Origin of the sequence: Streptomyces sp. G45, assembly GCF_049542095.1 — a bacterium.
GTDB lineage: Bacteria > Actinomycetota > Actinomycetes > Streptomycetales > Streptomycetaceae > Streptomyces.
Genome location: NZ_JBMUZU010000001.1, coordinates 6,679,370 through 6,699,192 on the forward strand (window position 1 = coordinate 6,679,370; position 19,823 = coordinate 6,699,192).

12 protein-coding genes and 4 pseudogenes are annotated in these 19,823 nt (G+C 73.5%); 5 read left to right on the top strand and 11 right to left on the bottom strand.

The window, feature by feature from the left end:
• Positions 1-2 precede the first annotated feature (2 nt).
• Together ACOBQU_RS28200 and glnA are read right to left on the bottom strand one after the other, a co-directional pair.
• Positions 3-1,828: pseudogene (locus ACOBQU_RS28200) on the bottom strand (TerD family protein).
• A 247-nt stretch (positions 1,829-2,075) separates the two neighbouring features.
• Entirely contained in the window at positions 2,076-3,485 is a 1,410-nt protein-coding gene (gene glnA / locus ACOBQU_RS28205; protein WP_423630739.1) for a type I glutamate--ammonia ligase, read from the bottom strand.
• A gap of 235 nt (positions 3,486-3,720) precedes the next feature.
• Between glnA and ACOBQU_RS28210 the strand changes: the two genes are divergently transcribed.
• On the top strand, positions 3,721-4,188 hold the full coding sequence (locus tag ACOBQU_RS28210; RefSeq protein ID WP_423630741.1) for an RDD family protein: 468 nt from the start codon (positions 3,721-3,723) through the stop codon (positions 4,186-4,188).
• A 127-nt stretch (positions 4,189-4,315) separates the two neighbouring features.
• On the opposite strand, the gene ACOBQU_RS28215 is transcribed toward ACOBQU_RS28210, so the two are convergent.
• The 4 genes from ACOBQU_RS28215 to lipB all read right to left on the bottom strand — a co-directional run bounded on the left by ACOBQU_RS28215 (position 4,316) and on the right by lipB (position 7,443).
• Positions 4,316-5,017 carry a DUF4191 domain-containing protein gene (locus tag ACOBQU_RS28215; protein ID WP_423630743.1) on the bottom strand — a complete coding sequence of 234 codons (702 nt, stop codon included), beginning with the start codon at positions 5,015-5,017 and terminating at the stop codon, positions 4,316-4,318.
• A gap of 30 nt (positions 5,018-5,047) precedes the next feature.
• Complete coding sequence (locus ACOBQU_RS28220) at positions 5,048-5,251, bottom strand: hypothetical protein (protein ID WP_423630745.1); 204 nt, start codon at positions 5,249-5,251, stop codon at positions 5,048-5,050.
• Between the two features lie 287 nt (positions 5,252-5,538).
• Positions 5,539-6,504 carry a lipoyl synthase gene (lipA, locus tag ACOBQU_RS28225; RefSeq protein ID WP_423630747.1) on the bottom strand — a complete coding sequence of 322 codons (966 nt, stop codon included), beginning with the start codon at positions 6,502-6,504 and terminating at the stop codon, positions 5,539-5,541.
• A gap of 123 nt (positions 6,505-6,627) precedes the next feature.
• On the bottom strand, positions 6,628-7,443 hold the full coding sequence (gene lipB, locus ACOBQU_RS28230; protein WP_423630749.1) for a lipoyl(octanoyl) transferase LipB: 816 nt from the start codon (positions 7,441-7,443) through the stop codon (positions 6,628-6,630).
• Positions 7,444-7,707: 264 nt separating this feature from the next.
• On the opposite strand from lipB, the gene ACOBQU_RS28235 reads away from it, so the two are divergent.
• Positions 7,708-9,150 carry a regulator gene (locus ACOBQU_RS28235; protein WP_423630751.1) on the top strand — a complete coding sequence of 481 codons (1,443 nt, stop codon included), beginning with the start codon at positions 7,708-7,710 and terminating at the stop codon, positions 9,148-9,150.
• Positions 9,151-9,336: 186 nt separating this feature from the next.
• Here ACOBQU_RS28235 and ACOBQU_RS28240 read toward each other — a convergent pair whose 3' ends face one another.
• Positions 9,337-10,776, bottom strand: coding sequence for an NAD(P)/FAD-dependent oxidoreductase (locus ACOBQU_RS28240; RefSeq protein WP_423630753.1), 1,440 nt, complete (start codon positions 10,774-10,776; stop codon positions 9,337-9,339).
• A 298-nt stretch (positions 10,777-11,074) separates the two neighbouring features.
• Positions 11,075-11,952, bottom strand: a pseudogene (locus ACOBQU_RS28245) (TIGR01777 family oxidoreductase).
• A gap of 182 nt (positions 11,953-12,134) precedes the next feature.
• On the opposite strand from ACOBQU_RS28245, the gene ACOBQU_RS28250 reads away from it, so the two are divergent.
• A complete protein-coding gene (locus ACOBQU_RS28250; RefSeq protein ID WP_423630755.1) occupies positions 12,135-12,623 on the top strand; it encodes a GNAT family N-acetyltransferase in 489 nt (162 codons plus the stop codon).
• Between the two features lie 115 nt (positions 12,624-12,738).
• The gene (locus tag ACOBQU_RS28255; protein ID WP_423630757.1) at positions 12,739-13,875 is read left to right on the top strand and encodes a PP2C family protein-serine/threonine phosphatase; all 1,137 of its coding nucleotides are present in this window, start codon (positions 12,739-12,741) and stop codon (positions 13,873-13,875) included.
• A gap of 101 nt (positions 13,876-13,976) precedes the next feature.
• Here ACOBQU_RS28255 and ACOBQU_RS28260 read toward each other — a convergent pair whose 3' ends face one another.
• Positions 13,977-14,498, bottom strand: a complete 522-nt coding sequence (locus ACOBQU_RS28260; protein WP_423634764.1) for a DUF4240 domain-containing protein — start codon at positions 14,496-14,498, stop codon at positions 13,977-13,979.
• A gap of 133 nt (positions 14,499-14,631) precedes the next feature.
• Between ACOBQU_RS28260 and ACOBQU_RS28265 the strand changes: the two genes are divergently transcribed.
• Positions 14,632-15,567 (top strand): SDR family oxidoreductase, encoded by a 936-nt coding sequence (locus ACOBQU_RS28265; protein WP_423630759.1) that lies wholly within the window; start codon positions 14,632-14,634, stop codon positions 15,565-15,567.
• On the opposite strand, the pseudogene ACOBQU_RS28270 reads toward ACOBQU_RS28265, so the two are convergent.
• Positions 15,558-16,534, bottom strand: a pseudogene (locus ACOBQU_RS28270) (helix-turn-helix transcriptional regulator). The gene ACOBQU_RS28265 and the pseudogene ACOBQU_RS28270 sit on opposite strands and share 10 nt — an antisense overlap.
• A gap of 192 nt (positions 16,535-16,726) precedes the next feature.
• Positions 16,727-19,422: pseudogene (gene aceE / locus ACOBQU_RS28275) on the bottom strand (pyruvate dehydrogenase (acetyl-transferring), homodimeric type).
• Between the last annotated feature and the right edge of the window lie 401 nt (positions 19,423-19,823).

Genomic DNA, 19,823 nt, shown 5'->3' on the forward strand with positions numbered 1-19,823 from the left:
GATCAGTCGGCGACATCGACGCCATAGCCCCGGGCCAGGTCGGCCAGGCCGTGGTCGTAGCCCTGGCCCACGGCGCGCAGTCGCCAGCCGTCGGCGCGGCGGTACAGCTCGGCGAGGATCATGGTGCGCTCCGTGGTGGCCGCGTCGAGCGTGGCGCGGGCCGTCGCGGCCGCGCCGACGCCACGGGCGGCGGTCACCTCGATGGCGCCGACGTCGGAGAACGTCGCGGCGCCGTCGATCGCGGCGGCGACGACGATCCGGCGCACCTCCAGGGGCAGGCGCCCGAGGTCGGCGGTGACGGCCTGCTCCGTGGGGCCGTCCAGGGCGAGCCGCACGGTGCCGTCCGGGTGCTCGGGCGCGCTGTAGAACACGAAGTCCTCGTCGCCCACGACCTGTTCGCGCTCGTCGAGGGCGAAGGCGACGACGTCGACCGCGCAGGCGGCGTGCTGGCTCCACGTGGCGGCCACCGTCCAGGCCGCGTCGGGGTGGGGCAGGTCGATGACGGCGCCCCGGACCAGTACCTCCGCCGTGTCCGACGGCGTGCCGTCCGCGCCCCGCGCCGACACCGGCACGGCCGTCGGCGCGAGCAGCCAGCCGCCGTCGTGCACCCGCAGCCCGAGGGCGGCGATGCGGCTCATGCGCCGGTCCGCCTCGCCGCCGGTGAGGACGACGACGTCGGTGACGCTGGCGGACAGGTTGACCGCGGCGGAGGCGCCGAGGGCGAGCACGCGCGAGCGCGCCGCCACGGCCTCGTCGTGGGTTCCCCCAGCACCAGGACCCGGCGCCCGGCCAGCGGCAGCCCCGCCGCGGCGGCGGGAGCGGTGGCGCGCTGCGCGGGGATGGCGGGCGCGGCGGCGGGCTGGGGCGCCCCCGGCGCGGCTTCACCCCGCCCCCTCGGGGCGCGGGCCGTGCCCTTGGCCTGACCGGGCCGCACGTCCTCCAGCAGCCGCAGATAGGCCGCCTCGTCCACGAGGGGGACCCCCTCGGCCGCGGCGCGGCGCAGCTTGCCCGAGGAGCCGCCGGGGTCATTGGTCACCACGACACTGGTCTGCCCGCTGACGGAGCCCATCACGTTGAGCCCCGCCGCCACCGAGCGGGCGACCAGCTCTTCGCGGGCGACCTCGGTCTCCCCGGTCACGGCGACCTTCATGCCCTGGACCAGCGGCCCGCCCGCCTCCAGACGGCCCGGATTGCGGTAGGCGCAGGGCGTCTTGGGGACGTACGGCTTGTAGTCCTGGCGCGGTGGGCACTCCAGGAGCGGCAGCGGCAGGCCGAGCCGCTCGGCGGCGCTCAGCGAACCCCGCAGGATGCCGGAGAGGACCCGTACGTCGTCCCGCGCGTCGTGGGCCCGCTCCTGGCGCACGCCGTAGTGGGCGGCGAGGGTGCCCAGCTTGAGGTCGGGGGTCGCGGGCGCGACCAGCCGGTTGAGGGACAGGGTGCACAGGCGTCTGCCGACCGGCACCCAGGAGCGGGCGCGGGCGAATTCGTGGGCCAGGAAGTCGTAGTCGAACTGTGCGTTGTGCGCGACCAGGACACGGCCGCTCAGCAGCGCTCCCACCGTCGCCGCGACGTCCTCGAAGACGGGGGCGCCGGAGAGGCGGGCGGGCGTGAGGCCGTGGATGTGCACCGGGCCCGGATCGCAACCGGGGTTGAGCAGGGTGGAGAACTCGCCCGTCCGCCGACCGCGCCCGTCCAGTGTGACGACGGCCAGGGACAGGACGCGGTCACGGCCCGGCCGCAGCCCGGAGGTCTCCACGTCCACCAGCGCCCAGTCGTGGACGTAGTCGGGCAGCGTGGGCCACTTCGGGCTCGACGACAACAGGACCATGCTGGGGCTCCCCTCCCGAGCGCGGCAGGGCGCCGGACCTGTCCGCGAAGATGTGGATCGTGGGGGATTTTCGCACGGGTCACCCCCCGTTCGTGGCGGATCCACCACGAACCGACGGCCCCGGAAACGGAACCGCCCCCCGCCCGGGACACGCCGAAGGCCACCACCCGCGGGCGGCGGCCTTCACACGTCACAGCCGGTGTCCAAGCCCCCGGGGCTCCCGCAGGGGGAGCCGGGGGCCGGGGTCCTAGATGTCGAAGTACAGCTCGAACTCGTGCGGGTGCGGGCGGAGTTGGATCGGGGCGATCTCGTTGGCGCGCTTGTAGTCGATCCAGGTCTCGATGAGGTCCGCCGTGAAGACGCCGCCCGCCTGGAGGTACTCGTTGTCCGCCTCCAGGGCGTCGAGGACCGCGGGGAGGGAGGTGGGGACCTGGGCGACGCCCGCGTGCTCCTCGGGGGCGAGTTCGTAGAGGTCCTTGTCGATCGGCTCGGCGGGCTCGATCTTGTTCTTGACGCCGTCGAGGCCCGCGAGGAGGAGGGCGGAGAAGGCGAGGTAGGGGTTGGAGGAGGGGTCGGGGGCGCGGAACTCGACGCGCTTGGCCTTCGGGTTGGAGCCCGTGATCGGGATGCGCATCGCCGCGGAGCGGTTCCGCTGGGAGTAGACCAGGTTGACCGGGGCCTCGAAGCCGGGGACCAGGCGGTGGTAGGAGTTCACCGTGGGGTTGGTGAAGGCCAGGAGCGACGGGGCGTGCTTGAGGATGCCGCCGATGTAGTAGCGGGCGGTGTCCGAGAGGCCCGCGTAGCCCTGCTCGTCGTAGAAGAGGGGCTCGCCGCCGGACCACAGGGACTGGTGGACGTGCATGCCCGAGCCGTTGTCGCCGAAGATCGGCTTCGGCATGAAGGTCGCGGTCTTGCCGTTGCGCCACGCGACGTTCTTCACGATGTACTTGAAGAGCATCAGGTCGTCGGCGGCGGCCAGGAGGGTGTTGAACTTGTAGTTGATCTCGGCCTGGCCCGCCGTGCCCACCTCGTGGTGCTGGCGCTCCACCTTCAGGCCCTGCCGGTCCAGCTCCAGGGAGATCTCGGCGCGCAGGTCGGCGAAGTGATCGACCGGCGGGGCCGGGAAGTAGCCGCCCTTGTAGCGGACCTTGTAGCCGCGGTTGTTCTCGATCGCGCCGGTGTTCCAGGCGCCCGCCTCGGAGTCGATCTCGTAGACCGAGCGGTTGGCGGAGGTCTCGAAGCGGACGGAGTCGAAGACGTAGAACTCGGCCTCCGGCCCGAAGTACGCGGTGTCCGCGATTCCGGTGGAGGCCAGGTACGCCTCGGCCTTCTTCGCCACGTTGCGCGGGTCGCGCGAGTACTGCTCGCCCGTGATCGGGTCGTGGATGAAGAAGTTGATGTTGAGGGTCTTGTCGCGGCGGAAGGGGTCGACGCGAGCCGTCGACAGGTCGGCGCGCAGCGCCATGTCGGACTCGTGGATCGCCTGGAAGCCGCGGATGGACGAGCCGTCGAAGGCCAGCTCCTCCGTGGGGTCGAACGCCTCGGCCGGCACCGTGAAGTGCTGCATCACACCCGGCAGGTCGCAGAAGCGGACGTCTACGAACTTCACGTCCTCATCCGCGAGGAACTTCTTGGCGTCGTCGGCGTTCTGGAACATCCAGCTCCTCCTACTCCCGCCCAAGGAGGAGCGGGGTTGCAGCTCGTTCGTGCGGCCAGTGCGGTGGCACACGCTGGACCCGACCATAAGGACGGGGCATTTCTCAAGCGTGACCCGTTTGTTTCGCCGAAGTTAACCGGGCCGGTGTGGAGCGCCCTCCCGGACCGCCCCCGGACCGCCTCCCGACCGGGACCCGGCCGTTCGCGGATCAAAAGGGGCGCAGTACCGTGGACGGGTGGACAACAGGCAAGCAATCGGATCGTGGCTCTCCGGCCCCCGCGCGGCAGCCGAGCAGGCGGGCGTCGACTTCGGATACCGGGGAGAGCAGCTCGGCCTGCCCGAGGAGGGCCCGGGTTCCATCGCGCGCCCCGGCCGCCGCATCGGCGCGATCGTCGTCGACTGGGTCCTGTGCATGGTGATCGCGTACGGCCTCTTCGCCCGCGGCGACGCGCAGGCGATGGGCAACTGGGCGCTCGGGGTGCTGTTCGTGATGAGCGTGCTGACCGTCGGCACGGTCGGCAGCACGCCGGGCAAGCGCCTCCTCGGCCTGCGTGTGATCGCCGAGGACGGCGGCCGCCTCGGCTTCGGCCGCGTGGTCGTCCGCAGCCTGCTGCTGTGCCTCGGCGTCCCCGCCCTCATCTGGGACCGCGACGGCCGCGGCCTCCACGACCGCCTCGCCCGCGCGGTCCAGGTGCGCATCTAGCCTCCGGCCCGGGTTCCCGTCCGGTTCCCGGTCTCCTCTGTACGCCGATGGGGCGCCCGGAAGACTTCCGGGCGCCCCATCGGCGTACAGAGGAGAGGCGAGCGCGGCTAGCGCATCTTCGGGCCGCCTAGCGCATCTTCGGGCCGCGTGGCATGCGCACGTTCTTCGGCATGGGGCCCTTGGGCAGGGGCATGTTCGACATCAGGTCGCCCATCGCCTTCAGGCGGTCGTTGGTCGCGGTGACCTGGGGGCCCTGGAGGACGCGGGGGAGCTTGAGCAGCGTCGTGCGCAGCTTCTTCAGCTCCACCTGGCCCTCGCCGGTGCCGACGATCACGTCGTGGACCGGGACGTCCGCGACGATGCGGGCCATCTTCTTCTTCTCGGCCGACAGCAGGGACTTCACGCGGTTCGGGTTGCCCTCGGCGACGAGGACGATGCCCGCCTTGCCGACGGTGCGGTGCACCACGTCCTGGCTGCGGTTCATCGCGACCGCGGGGGTCGTGGTCCAGCCGCGGCCGATCTTGTCGAGCACCGCGGCCGCCGCTCCGGGCTGGCCCTCCATCTGGCCGAAGGCCGCGCGCTCGGCCCGGCGGCCGAAGACGATCGCCATCGCGAGGAAGGCGAGCACGAAGCCCAGGATGCCGAGATAGACCGGGTGGTCGATCCAGAAGCCGAACGCGAGGAAGACACCGAAGGTGACGATTCCCACAGCTGCGATGACGAGACCGATCTTGGAGTCGGTCCGCCGGGTCATCTTGTACGTCAGGGCGATCTGCTTGAGCCGCCCTGGGTTCGCGGCGTCCGCCGCGGGGGTTTCCTTCCTCGCCATGTCGTGAAGTCTACGTGGCCGCGCGGGGGACTATGACGTGCGGGTCGTCCCCACCTGCTCGAGGACGCGCAGCGCCTCGATCCGGTCCCTGGCCCGGCGCCGGTCCTCCAGGACGGACGCCCAGGCGTTGCGGCGGGCGGTGCGCTGGCCGCCGGCCAGGAGGAGCGACTCGACGGCGCGGAGCGCGTCCGTGACGGACGGGATGGCGGTGGCGCGAACGGGCGCGGCCTGCATGATGCTGCCCTCCAGGAAGCGACGGTGGACGGGGGAGCGCTACGAGACGGGCTCTGGGTAAGGCTGTGCGTGCGGTGATTCCAGGCTCACTGAAGGGTGTTACCAGTGCGTGACCGAGTGGTCAAACACGGATGAAACCCTGACGCGAGGGGCCAAAACCCTGACGCGGCCCCTACGGCACCCCCGACCTGCGGGGACCGTGGGGGCCGTGTCAGCGGGGCCTCTACTGGGGGGTAGTCGCTTGTGCGCGGATTCACACGCGCCGGGCGGCGGGTGGCGTGCGGCCCTCAGACCGCCTGCGACGCCACGAACGCCCCGCGCCGCTCGACCGCCATCTGGTACAGACGGCCCGCGCGGTACGAGGAGCGGACCAGCGGGCCCGACATCACACCGGAGAAGCCGATCTCCTCGGCCTCCTCCTTCAGCTCCACGAACTCCTGCGGCTTCACCCAGCGCTCCACCGGGTGGTGGCGCACCGACGGGCGCAGGTACTGGGTGATCGTGATCAGCTCGCAGCCCGCGTCGTGCAGCTGCTGGAGCGCCTCGCTGATCTCCGCGCGCTCCTCGCCCATGCCGAGGATCAGGTTGGACTTGGTCACCAGACCCGCCTCGCGGGCCTCGGTGATGACCTTCAGGGAGCGCTCGAAGCGGAAGCCGGGGCGGATGCGCTTGAAGATGCGCGGCACCGTCTCCACGTTGTGCGCGAGCACCTCGGGGCGGGAGGAGAAGACCTCGGCCAGCGCCTCGGGCTCGGCGTTGAAGTCGGGGATCAGCAGCTCGACCTTGGTGTGGCCGCCCTCGCGGTCCGCGGTCATCGCGTGGATCTGGCGGACCGTCTCCGCGTACAGCCAGGCGCCGCCGTCCTCCAGGTCGTCGCGGGCGACACCGGTGATCGTGGCGTAGTTCAGGTCCATCGTGACCACGGACTCGCCGACGCGGCGCGGCTCGTCGCGGTCCAGGGCCTGCGGCTTGCCGGTGTCGATCTGGCAGAAGTCACAGCGCCGCGTGCACTGGTCGCCGCCGATGAGGAACGTGGCCTCGCGGTCCTCCCAGCACTCGTAGATGTTGGGACAGCCCGCTTCCTGACAGACCGTGTGCAGGCCCTCGCTCTTCACGAGCTTCTGCAGGGCGTTGTACTCGGGGCCCATTTTCGCCCGGGTCTTGATCCACTCGGGCTTGCGCTCGATGGGGGTCTGGGCGTTGCGGACCTCCAGGCGCAGCATCTTGCGTCCGTCGGGTGCGACTGCGGACACGACCGGCTCCCTACAACTTCGATTCCTCGGCGTACACCAGCGTACGCCCGTGCTGTGTTCGGCCCTGCCTCCGGGCAACCTTCGGGAACCGGGGTGCATTCCCCCCGAGGGCGGCCCCCGCGGCTACGCCGGGACCCGCGGGGCCCGCGCGGCCCCCTCGACGGCGCGCGGCTTCAGCTCCGCGTTCTCCAGGATGTCCTTCAGGTGCTTCTCGGCCACCGGCACCACGTCCGCGATCGTGACGTCCCGGCCCAGCTCGCCCGCGAGCGACGTGACGCCCGCGTCGCGGATGCCGCACGGGACGATCCGGTCGAACCAGGTGTTGTCCGGGTTCACGTTCAGGGCGAAGCCGTGCATCGTGACGCCCTTGGCGACGCGGATGCCGATGGCGGCGATCTTCCGGTCCTCGCGGCGCTGGCCCGCGTTGGACGGCGCGTACTCCGGGCCGTTCAGGCGGGGGTCGAACTCGTCGTCCGTCAGGCGCGGGTCGAAGTCCAGGTCGAGGCCCCCGAGCGCCGGGCGCCGCTCCACCGGGTCGCCGAGGACCCACACGCCGCTGCGGCCCTCGACCCGGGTGGTCTCCAGACCGAAGTCGGAACACGTTCGGATAAGTGCCTCTTCCAGACGGCGTACGTGTGCTACGACGTCCACCGGCCGCGGCAGTTTCTGGATCGGGTAGCCCACCAGCTGGCCCGGTCCGTGCCAGGTGATCTTGCCGCCGCGGTCCACGTCCACGACCGGCGTGCCGTCCAGCGGGCGCTCGCTGTCCTCGGTGCGGCGGCCCGCCGTGTAGACCGGCGGGTGCTCCAGGAGCAGACAGGTGTCCGGGGCCTCGTCCGCGAAGCGGGCGGCGTGGATCCGGCGCTGCTCGTCCCAGGCCTCCTGGTACTCGACCGCGTCGGGCCCGAAGCCCAGCCGAATGAATCGCATCTCGCCCACGGCGGGAGCCTCCCTAAAACATCACCGTGCACAGCAGTCTCTTCGAGCCCCTCCGTCCACGGAAGCCTTCACCGTGCACGGATCGCGCCCCCGTCACTGTACGGCGGACGGAGTCCCGTCAGCTCTCCGGCCAATCCTCACACGATCGGATGAATGCGGCTTGAAGGTCGCGATGAGGGCTGCAAGTGCCGTTACATTCGCGCCGTTCACGAGGCCATAAGGGCTGCTCAAGGCAGGCCCGGAAGGCAGGAGACCGCACAGCCGATGACGGAACGACCCCCGCAGCGCACCCCCAACCGCCAGCTCGCCGCACTCATCGCGGAAGCCGGATTCTCCAATGCGGGCCTGGCCCGACGCGTTGATCAGCTAGGGCTAGAGCACGGTCTCGATCTTCGGTACGACAAGACATCGGTGACACGCTGGCTGCGCGGGCAGCAACCGAGAGGGACCACGCCCGCGCTCATCGCCGAGGTCTTCACGCGCCGCCTCGGCCGCCGCCTGTCCGCGCAGGACCTCGGGCTCGACGCCTGCGCGCCGGTCTACGCCGGCCTGGAGTTCGCGGCGACCCCCGAGGAGGCCATCGACATCGTCGGCGGCCTGTGGCGCAAGGACTCGGGCAGCCACGCCGAGCTGCGCAAGATCGCGTTCACCCCGGCCGGGCTCGTGGTGCCCAGCCGCGACTGGCTGATCGGCCGGGCCGACGAGCGCGTGGCCCGCGGCGAGCCCCAGCAGGCCCCGCGCGTGCCCTCGCAGGGCCGCCCCGGTGTGCCCCGCCAGCGCCGGGAGACCGACCGCGGCCCCGGCCACCGGGTGTCCGGCGGCGACATCGCGGCCCTGCGCTCGGTCGGCGAGCTGTTCCGCGCGCTCGACCACGCCTACGGCGGCGGCCACGCCCGCCAGGCCCTCGTCCGCTACCTGGAGCACGAGGCCGAGCCGATGCTCCGCGGCACGTACAACGAACAGGCCGGGCGGCGGCTCTTCGCGGCCGCCGCCGACCTGACCCGGCTCGCGGGCTGGACGTCGTACGACATCGCGGCGCACGGCCTCGCCCAGCGCTACTTCGTGCAGGCGCTGCGCCTGTCGCAGGCGGCGGGCGACCGGGCGTACGGCTCCTATGTGCTGGTCACGATGAGCCGCCAGGCCGTCTACCTGGGCCACGGCCGCGAGGCCGTCCAGCTGGCCCGGGTCGCCCAGCAGGGCGTCGGCTCGTCCGCCCCGCCGGTGGTGCAGGCCCTGCTGCACGCCGTGGAGGCGCGCGGGCACGGCGTGCTCGGCGAGGTGCGCGCCTGCACGGCGTCCATGGTGCGCGCCGAGCGCGCCCTGGAGTCGGCGCGGCCCGGCGACGAGGTGCCGTACTGGGCGCGGTTCTTCGACGAGGCTCAGCTCGCCGACGAGTTCGCGCACTGCAACCGCGACCTCCAGCAGTACCGCGCGGCGGCCCAGCACGCCGAGCGCTCGCTCCAGCTGCGCGCGCCCGGGTACGCGCGCTCCCGGCTGTTCTGCCGCGTGGTCCTCGCCACCGCGCGGCTCGGCCTCGGTGAGCTGGAGCAGGCCTGCCAGCTCGGCGCGGAGGCCGCGCAGGCGGCCGGGGAGATGCGCTCGGTGCGGGCGGTGGAGTACGTGCGCGAGTTCGAGCGGCGGCTTGAGCCGTACCGGGACGCGGCGCCCGTGCGCGGCTACCGCGACAAGGTCGCGGCGCTCGGCTGATTTTGGGGGGGCGCCGCGTTCTTTGGGGCGCCCCCTTCCCCTTTTTTCGCTGCGGGTGGGTGGGGGCTGGTCGCGCAGTTCCCCGCGCCCCTTCGGGGCGCTCCTGGAAGGGGCGCAGCCCCTGGAAGGGGCGCAGGGAACTGCGCGACCAGCCACGACGTAGTCGCAGACGAACACGGCGCAGCGCTAGGCCGCAGCCGGTAGGCGGCCCTCCGCAGGGGCGAGGTTGACGCCGAGATCCGCCAGCACGGCCGCGGCAGCGCGGCGGCCCGAGTGCAGGGCGCCCTGGACCGTGCTGGTGTCCCGGTGGTCGCCGCACACGTACAGGCCCGAGAGCAGCCGCACCGGGCGGCGCAGGTCGTGCGGCGGCGGCATCGCGGGCACCGCCTCCCGCGTGTGGTGGACGGCGAGCGGCTCCCAGCGGTCGGTCGGCGTGCCGTACAGCTCGGCCAGGTGCGCGAGCACCGTGCGGTCCAGGTCCTCCGGCGGCGGCCCGAGGACCGTCGACGAGACCAGGGTGCGGCCCGCGGGGGCGCGCGTGGGGTCGACGTTGCTGATGACCGCCGTGTGGGCCACCGGGCCGCGGCGGTCGGCGTCCAGGAGCAGCGCGGGCCCGGCGAGCGGCGGCTCGGGCACCGCGTGGTGTACCACCGTGACCGGGTGGAAGGACGGCACCCGCAGCCCCGGCAGGAGTTCGGCGGCGGCCCGCGCGCCGGTGGCGAGCAGCACTCCCGCACAGGTCAGCTCGCCGTGCTCGGCGGTGGTGACGCGGTTGGCGGCCACCGAGGTGACGCGTACGCCGGTGCGGACCGTGCCCGGCGGCAGCGTGGCCGCGAGCAGCTCCGGCAGGGCCTCGGCGCCGCCCTCGGGCAGGCACAGGCCGCCCCGGGCGAAGGCGTGCAGGGCCAGGTCGGCGCAGCGGCTCGACGTGGTCAGGCCGGGGTCGCACAGCAGCGCGGCCAGCAGCGGACGCAGGAACCCGTCGACCGTGCGGGCGGGCAGGCCGCGCGCGGCCAGGGCCTGGGCGGCCGGGAGTTCGGGGCGCGCGAGCAGCTTCCGCACGGGGGTCGCGCCGACGCGGGCGAGCGCGGCGCCGAGGCGGGCGTGGTCGAGGGCGCTGCTCAGGGGGGCGGTGCGGGACGGCGGGCGGGTGGTGGGGCCGGGGGTGGTCCCCGGCGCCTGGCGGGAGGCGCGGGCGGTGCGGGGAGCGCGGGGAGCGCGGGCGGTGCGGGGGGCCGCTCGGGACGGGCGCGGCACCCTGGGGGCGCTTGCGAGGGCGCGTGCCGCGCTGAGTGCGCCCCTTGTGCTCCCTCCGGGCGCGGGCACCGCCGCGCGGTGGTGCCTGCCGTCGCTGTGCACGAGCAGACCGGGGGCGAACGGCCGCAGGACGAGGGCGTCCAGGCCCGGCGTCTGGCGTAGTTCCGGATACGACGTGGTGAGCAACTGCCCGATCCGGTCGAGCCGGAACCCGTCCACCTTCTCGGTGGACATCCGGCCGCCAGCGTAAGGGGCGGCCTCCAGGACGACGGTCCTTACTCCGGCCCTGATGAGCTGGTGTGCGGCCGACAGTCCCGAGACCCCGGCTCCCACGATGACGACATCCGCATGGTGCGCAGGCTCTGGCACGTGCTCCTCCCGGAGGTTGCGCGGCTGCTGGGGACCCTTATGCCCTCCACGGAGCCGCGGAATCCACGAGTCCCCGTCGAGGGTAGGAGTCCCGCCAGCCGCGGTCAGACGCGCACGGGCCGGGCACGGACGCACGCCGGTCGCACGCACGGGGACAGCCGCCCGCACGGGACGGCCGGTCGCCCGCACGAGGGACGGCCGGGCGCGCACCGGGGCGGCCGGTCACGCGCACGGGAGCGGCGGTCGCCCGCACGGCGGCCGCCCCCTTGGCCCGCCGCCCCCCTGAGCGCGTCCCCCGTCACCCCAGCGCCGCCCGCACCGCCTCGTCCACCGTCGGGTGCGCGAACGCGAAGCCGGACTCCACCAGGCGGGCCGGGAGCACCCGCTGGCTGCCGAGGACGTCCCCGGCCATCTCGCCGAGCACGGCGCGCAGCACGGGCGCCGGGGCGGGCAACAGCGTCGGCCGGTGCAGGACCCGGCCCATCGCGGCGGTGACCTCGCGGTTGGTCACGGGGTGGGGCGCGGTCAGGTTGAACGGCCCCGACAGGTCGGCGCGCGCCAGCAGGTGCCGCAGGGCCGCCACCTCGTCGTCCAGCGCGACGAAGCTCCAGTACTGCCGCCCGCTCCCGAGCCGCCCGCCCAGGCCCGCCCTGAACAGCGGGAACATCCGCCCCCAGGCGCCGCCCTCCCGGGCCACCACGAGGCCGCTGCGCGCGAACACCGTCCGCACCCCCGCGTCCTGGACCGGCCGCGCCGCCGCCTCCCACTCCACGCACATCGACGGCAGGAAGCCCTCCCCGCAGGGGCGGTCTCGTCCACCGCGCGGTCACCGGTGTCTCCGTAGTAGCCGATCGCGCTGCCGTTGAGGAACACCCGCGGCGGCTCGTCGAGCGCCGCGGCGGCGGTGGCGAGCGTCCGGGTGCCGAGCACCCGGCTGTCGCGCAGCTCCCGCTTGTACGCGGCGCTCCAGCGCCGGTCGCCGATGCCCGCGCCCGCCAGGTTCACGACGGCCGTGCAGCCCGCGAGCCCCGGCGCGTCGACACGGCCCCCCTTGGGGTCCCAGCGCACCTCGTCGGGCGTCCGCGGCGCGCGGCGCACCAGGCGCACCACCGTGTGGCCGTCGGCGGCCAGGGAGCGCGCGAGTGCCGCGCCGATGAGACCGGAGGCCCCGGCGATGGCGACCCGGCCGGGCCGCTCCGGAGAGCCGGGCCGCTCCGTGGACGACTCCGCGGCGGGCCGCTCCGTAGACGCAGCTCGCTCCGTAGTGGGGGACTGTTCCGGACGCGTGGGATCCATGGGGTCATCCTGCCGCGAAAACGTCGGGTGGGCCGTCGTACGCCCGCCGTACAGTGACGCTCATGCAGCAGACGTACATACGCCCGTCACGGGCCGAGGACGCCGACGCGCTGGCCCGTCTGGACCGTGAGACCTGGTCCACCCTGCACTCGGTGCAGCCGCGCCCGCAGCCCCCGTACGAGCCGTTCTTCAGCGAACGCTTCGGCCCCCGCGACCACTTGGTCGCCGAGGTCGACGGGCGGGTCGTCGGCTACGTCCGCCTCGGTCTGCCCACCCCGCTCGCCGTCAACGCGCACGTGCGCCAGATCCTCGGCTTCGTCGTCGCCGAGGAGGCCCGCGGCCGGGGCGTGGGCCGGGAACTCCTGCGGGCCGTGACCGAGGAGGCCCGCCGCCAGGGCGCGCGCCGCCTCACGCTGCGGGTGCTCGGCCACAACGCGCCCGCCCGGGCGCTGTACGAGTCCGAGGGCTTCGCCGTCGAGGGCGTGCTGCCCGGTGAGTTCCTCCTGGACGGACAGTACGTGGACGACGTGTTCATGGGCCGCGCGCTCTGACACCGGGGCGCGTCAGGGGGCGCGCGACACCCGACCTGACCGGCCCGGCGTGCGGGCGCCCCGCCTCCGTAGGAGCGTGAGGAGCACCCCTGTCGCCGGGCCGGAAGGAGCACGGATGCCCAGGGCCGCGGTCGGGCGGCGGGACGCGCACGGTCCCGGCATCCAGCGCGGCGCGCCCACCCCGCCCTGGATGCGCTGGCCCGCGCCGGTCCTGCTCGCCCTGACCGTCGTCGTCCAGCTGCTCACGCCGCGCGCCCTCGACCTCAGCTTCCTGCTCGCCGCGGTCCCGCCGCTCGCCGCCCTCGCGTACGGGCCCGCCGCCACCGCGCTGCTCGGCGCCGCCGTCCTCGTGCTGCTCAACCTGCCGCGCTACGACCTCGGCCACCCCGGCGAGAGCGACACGGCCACCGTGGCCTTCGTGGCCGTGCTCAGCGTGCTCTTCGCCGCCGTCCGGGCGCGCCGCGAGGCCCAGCTCGTCACCGTGCGCACGGTCGCCGAGGCCGCCCAGCTGGCGGTGCTGCCGCCGCTGCCGGAGCGGGTGGGGCCGGTGCGCTGCGCGGGCCTGTACCGGGCGGCGCAGCGCGGCACGCTGGTCGGCGGCGACTTCTTCGACGTGCGCCGGGGGCCGCACGGGGTGCGGGCCCTGGTCGGGGACGTGCGGGGGCACGGCCTCGCCGCCGTGGGGACCGTCGCGGCGCTGCTCGGGGCGTTCCGCGAGGGGGTGCTCGACGAGCGGGACCTGGAGGGCGTCGCGGCCCGCCTGGACCGCCGCCTGGTCACCGACGCCGAGGACAGCGCGGCCGTCGCGGCCGCCGAGGGCTTCGCGCACGACGCGTCCGGGGAGCTGTTCGCCACGGCCGTGCTCCTGGAGTTCGGCGCCGGGGCGGACGAGCTGCGCCTGGTCTCCTGCGGCCATCCGCCGCCGCTGCTGCTGCGCGACGGCACCGTCACCGAGCTGGCGGTCACCCCGGCCCCGCCGCTCGGCCTCGGCATCGCCGGAGTCGCCCCGCCCCGGGAGACCGTGGTGGCGCTGCGGCCCGGGGACTGGCTGCTCACGGTGACGGACGGGGTGACGGAGGCCAGGGACGCCTCGGGCGCCTTCTACCCGCTGGCGGCGCGCCTTTCCGCGCTGTTCGCCACGGAGCGGCACGATCCGGCGGCCCTGACGGACGCGGTCTGGACGGACCTGGTCCGCTTCTCCGGCGGCGTACGGGACGACGTGGCGCTGCTGGTCTTCGCCTGGGAGCGCTGACGCGGCGGCGGTGACGGGGGTGCGGTGACGAGGGTGCGGTGATGCGGGTGCGGTGACGAGGGCGCGCGGATAGGGGCGCGCGGATGGGGGCGCGCGGACGCTCAGCGCCGCGCGAACCGCTCCCACAGCTTCGGATACCGCCGCGCGAGCACCGCGTCGTCCTCGAAGTCGAGGGGGGTGCCCTCCGGCTCCGGCGGGGACGGCGGGATGCCCAGGTCGGGGGCGACGACGCCGGTGAGCTGCTCGTAGGCCTCGTCGGCCGCGTACCCCAGCTCCTCGCCGTCGCCGTCGACCTCCTCGTCGAAGTCGTCGAGGAGGTCGGCGAGGGCGTCCGGGTCGTGCAGGGCGCCCTCGAAGACCTCCCGGCCCTGCCCGATCAGCCAGCACCGGAAGTAGTCGAAGGCGTCGTCGTCGGCCCCGTCGAGCAGCACCCAGGCCGCGCCCCACAGGTCCCAGCGGTAGGCGCGGTGGTAGCGGGCCTCGAAGTGCCGGGCGAAGTCCAGGACGGAGTCCGGGTCGTACCCGAGGAGCCGCTCGGTGAGCAGGTCGGCGTGGTCCTCGGGGTCGCCGTCGGCGGCCTCGCGGGTGCTGTCCACGATCTCCCAGAACTCCGTCTCGTCCATCACGGCTCCAGCATCGGCCCTGCCGGGTGGCGACGCACGCGGAGTGCGCCGGAAGCGACGGTGTCGTGATGTGCGCGCACACCCCTCGGAAAGCCGGACAGAAGATGTCGGCTTTCGGTGGGAGGGTCGGCGCATGAACAGCACACAGACAGCCCCGGGCCCCCTGTCCGGGAAGATCGCCCTCGTCGCCGGGGCCACGCGCGGCGCCGGGCGGGCCATGGCGGTGGAGCTGGGCCGCGCCGGAGCCACCGTGTACGTCACCGGGCGCACCACCCGCGAGCACGTCAGCGAGGTCGGCCGCGCCAGCGAGACCATCGAGGGGACCGCGGACCTGGTGACCGGCGCCGGGGGCACCGGCATCGCCGTCCCCACCGACCACCTCGACCCCGCGCGGGTCGAGGCGCTCGTCGGCCGGATCGACGACGAGCAGGGCCGCCTCGACATCCTCGTCAACGACATCTGGGGCGGGGACACGCACGTCGAGTGGGACAAGAAGATGTGGGAGCACGACCTCGACAAGGGCCTGCGGGTGCTGCGCCTCGGCGTCGAGACCCACATCGTCACCAGCCGCTTCGCGCTGCCCCTGCTCATCCGCAACCCGGGTGGCCTGGTCGTGGAGGTCACCGACGGCACCGAGGAGTACAACAGGCGCTACCGCAAGCCCTACTACTACGACCTCGCCAAGGCCGCCCCGCTGCGCATGGCCCGCGCGCTGGCCGAGGAGCTGACGGAGTACGGCTGCACGGCGGTCTGCCTGACGCCGGGCTGGCTGCGCTCGGAGGCCATGCTCGACACGTACTTCAAGGTCACCGAGGAGAACTGGCTCGACGGCACGGAGCAGAACCCGCACTTCGCGATCTCCGAGACGCCGACGTACGTGGGCCGCGCGCTCGCGGCGCTCGCCGCCGACCCGGACGTGGCGCGCTTCAACGGCCAGTCGCTGTCCAGCGGCGGCCTCGCCAAGGAGTACGGCTTCACGGACGTCGACGGCTCGCGGCCCGACGCCTGGCGGTACCTCATGGAGGTCGACCAGGAGAGCCCGACCGCGGACGTCACCGGCTACCGGTAGAGCGCGGCGAGCCGGGCCGCCGTGGCCGCGAACCGCTCGCGCAGCTCCGGCGGCCCCAGCACCTCCACCTCCGGCCCCAGCGTGAGCAGTTGGGTGTACGCGACGGCGGGGACTCCACGGGCAGGGTGACCGTCACCCGGCCCCGCTCGTCGGGTTCGGCGCCGTCCAGGGCCTCCTGGGCGGCGGCGCGGTCGGTGACGTACGGAAGTCGGCGCGCGCCGTCCTCGGTGAGCCGCAGCACGGCCTCGTCCCGCAGGATGGCCCGCGCGAACTGCGCCGCCCGCTCCTCCCAGAAGGCGGGCAGGTCGAAGTCCTCGTCGCGTACGAAGCGGTCGTCGCCGCCGACGGACGCGGTGACGGCGGTGAAGCGGTCGATGCGGTACACCCGGAAGGCGCCGCTGTCCGGGACGCGGGCGCACAGGTACCAGACGCCCGCCTTCAGGACGAGCCCGTACGGCTCCAGCTCCCGCTCCACCTCGGTGTCCTGGCGCCGGTAGCGGGCCGTGACGCGGCGGTCGTCCCACACCGCGTCGGCCACGGCGGGCAGCAGTTCGGGGGCGGGGGTCTCCTTGAACCAGCCCGGGGCGTCCAGGTGGAAGCGCTGGGCCGCGCTCTGCGAGGCGTCGCGCAGGGACGGCAGCAGCGCGGCGGACACCTTGAGGCGGGCGGCGGACGCGGCGTCCTCCAGGCCCATCTCGCGCAGCGCGCCCGGCACGCCGGACAGGAACAGGGCCTCCGCCTCACTGCGGGCCAGGCCCGTCAGGCGGGTGCGGTAGCCGCCGATGAGCCGGTAGCCACCGGCCCGCCCCCGGTCCGCGTACACCGGGACGCCCGCCTCCGACAGCGCCTGCGCGTCCCGCGTGATCGTCCGCTCGGACACCTCCAGCTCGGTGGCCAGCTCGGCGGCGGTCATGGACGCCCGCGACTGGAGCAGCAGGACCATCTTGATGAGCCGGGCAGCGCGCATGCCCCCATGATGCCGGGCCCCCGAGCACGGCGGGAAAGCGCTCCGCGCCATGCCCGCGCCTGGTGAGCCGCGAGCCACGGGTGGGCGGGCGGGAGAAGATCCGCCGCGAAGCGGCGGGCACGGGAAGCGGAAAGCGAAAAAGGGGCGCGGGAAAACCTTCCCCGCGCCCCCACTGCATACCGAGCCGGAGGCTTACAGACCGTACTTGGTACGGGCCTCCTTCACCACCGAGGCCGGGACGTCGCCGCGCCGGGCGAGCTGGGCGAGGGCCGCGACCACGATGGACTCGGCGTCGACGCCGAAGTGGCGGCGGGCCGCGTCACGCGTGTCGGAGAGGCCGAAGCCGTCCGCGCCGAGCGAGGAGTAGTCCTGCTCGACCCACTGGGCGATCTGGTCCGGGACCTGCCGCATGTAGTCGGAGACCGCGAGGACGGGGCCCTCGGCGCCCTGGAGCGCCTGGCGCACGTACGGCACCCGCTCCTCGCCGCGCAGCAGCGCCTCGTCCGCCTCCAGGGCGTCGCGGCGCAGCTCGGTCCAGGAGGTCGCCGACCACACGTCGGCGGCCACGCCCCACTCCTCGGCGAGCAGCCGCTGGGCCTTCAGGGTCCAGTGGATCGCCGTACCGGAGCCGAGGAGCTGGATCCGCGCGGCGTTGGCGGCGGGGACAGGCCCGCGCTCTCGGCCGTGTTGAAGCGGTACAGGCCGCGGACGATGCCCTCGTCCACGCCCGCGGGCTTCGCGGGCTGCGGCATCGGCTCGTTGTAGACGGTCAGGTAGTAGAAGACGTCCTGGTCCTCGCCGGGCTTGGCCTCGCCGTACATGCGGCGCAGACCGTCCTTGACGATGGCCGCGATCTCGTACGCGAACGCCGGGTCGTACGTCAGCGCGGCCGGGTTGGTCGCGGCGATGACGGGGGAGTGGCCGTCGGCGTGCTGGAGGCCCTCACCGGTCAGGGTCGTGCGACCGGCGGTGGCGCCGATGAGGAAGCCGCGGCCGAGCTGGTCGCCGAGCTGCCACATCTGGTCGGCCGTGCGCTGCCAGCCGAACATCGAGTAGAAGATGTAGAACGGGATCATGGCCTCGCCGTGCGTCGCGTACGACGTCGACGCGGCGATGAAGTCCGCCATCGAACCGGCCTCGGTGATGCCCTCGTTGAGGATCTGGCCGTTCTTGGCTTCCTTGTAGTACATCAGCTGGTCGCGGTCGACCGGCTCGTACGTCTGGCCCTTCGGCGAGTAGATGCCGAGGGAGGGGAACAGCGACTCCATGCCGAAGGTGCGCGCCTCGTCGGGGACGATCGGCACCCAGCGCCTGCCGGACTCCTTGTCGCGGACCAGGTCCTTGACCAGGCGGACGAAGGCCATGGTGGTCGCCACCGACTGCGATCCGGAGCCCTTGTCGAAGGCGGCGAAGGCCTTGTCGGCGGGGGCGGGCAGCGGGGCGATGGCGTGCGTGCGGCGGGCCGGGGCCGGGCCGCCGAGGGCCGCGCGGCGCTCCTGGAGGTAGCGGACCTCGGGGGAGTCGGCGCCCGGGTGGCCGTAGGGCACCTGGCCGTCGACGAACTGGGAGTCGGAGATCGGCAGCTCGAGCAGGTCCCGCATGTTCTTGAACTCGTCCGTCGTCAGCTTCTTCATCTGGTGGTTCGCGTTCTTCGACGCGAAGCCCTCACCGAGGGTGAAGCCCTTGACGGTCTGCGCCAGGATGACGGTCGGCGCGCCCTTGTGGGCGAGCGCGGCCTTGTACGCGGCGTACACCTTGCGCGGCTCGTGGCCACCGCGGGAAAGGTGGAAACACTCCAGGATCTTGTCGTCGCTCAGCAGCTTCGCCATCTCGACGAGCGCCGGGTCCTTGCCGAAGAAGTCCTCGCGGATGTACGCGGCGTCACGCGTCTGGTACGTCTGCACCTGCGCGTCCGGCACCTCGCGCAGACGGCGGACCAGCGCGCCGGTGGTGTCGAGCGCGAACAGCTCGTCCCAGGCGCCGCCCCACAGCGACTTGACCACGTTCCAGCCCGCGCCGCGGAACTGGGCCTCCAGCTCCTGCACGATCTTGAAGTTGGCGCGGACGGGGCCGTCGAGGCGCTGGAGGTTGCAGTTGATGACGAAGGTGAGGTTGTCCAGCTCCTCGCGGGCGGCGAGCGCGAGGGCCGCCGTGGACTCCGGCTCGTCCATCTCGCCGTCGCCGAGGAACGCCCACACGTGCGAGGACGAGACGTCCTTGATGCCGCGGTTCGTCAGATAGCGGTTGAAGCGGGCCTGGTAGATCGCCGACAGCGGGCCGAGGCCCATGGACACCGTCGGGAACTCCCACAGCCAGGGCAGGCGCCGCGGGTGCGGGTACGAGGGCAGGCCGTTGCCGCCCGCCTCCTGGCGGAAGTTGTCCAGGTGCTGCTCGGTGAGGCGGCCGTCGAGGAAGGCGCGGGCGTAGATGCCGGGCGAGGCGTGGCCCTGGACGTAGAGCTGGTCGCCGGAGCCGTCGCCCTCCTTGCCCTGGAAGAAGTGGTTGAAGCCGGTCTCGTACAGCCAGGCGGCGGAGGCGAAGGTGGCGATGTGGCCGCCGACGCCGTACTTGGAGCCGCGGGTGACCATCGCGGCCGCGTTCCAGCGGTTCCACGCGGTGATCTTCCGCTCCATCTCCTCGTCGCCGTCGATGACCGGCTCGGCGGCGGTGGGGATGGTGTTGACGTAGTCCGTCTCAAGAAGCTTGGGCAGCGCCAGGCCCGCGCCCTCGGCGCGCTCCAGCGTGCGGCGCATCAGGTACGCCGCGCGGTGCGGCCCGGCCGCCTTGGTCACGGCGTCCAGGGAGGCCTGCCATTCGGCGGTCTCCTCGGGGTCGCGGTCCGGGAGCTGGTCGAGCTCGCTCGGCTGGATGCGGGAGGGGTCGGTCATAGCGCCGCCTTCCTGAGTCGGAGGGGGTTCCCTTGCCTGAGTGGGGCCCGGGGTCCCTAAACGGAAAGGGTCGGGGGTGCCCTTGGTCTTTGGCAGGACAGGGCGCGGGGCTCTGGTGAGAGCCCGTCGTCGACTGTAAGCCCGCGATCGATGATCGATCAAAGCGTTGAGAGGAAAACTTTCCTCTTGGGGCAAAAGTAGGCACAGGGTGCCATGGTGAAGGGCACCGGGTGCCTTCGATTCATGGGATTCTCGCAGGTGGGGCCACGGATGAGCGGGGTCCGCGCAGGATGAGCGCGGCTCGGGTGGGGCGGGTGGGCGGCGGCGCCGATGCGCGCGGAGCGTGGCTCGGGCGGAGCGTGGCTCGGGCGGGGCGTGGCTCGGGCGGGGCGTGGCTCGCG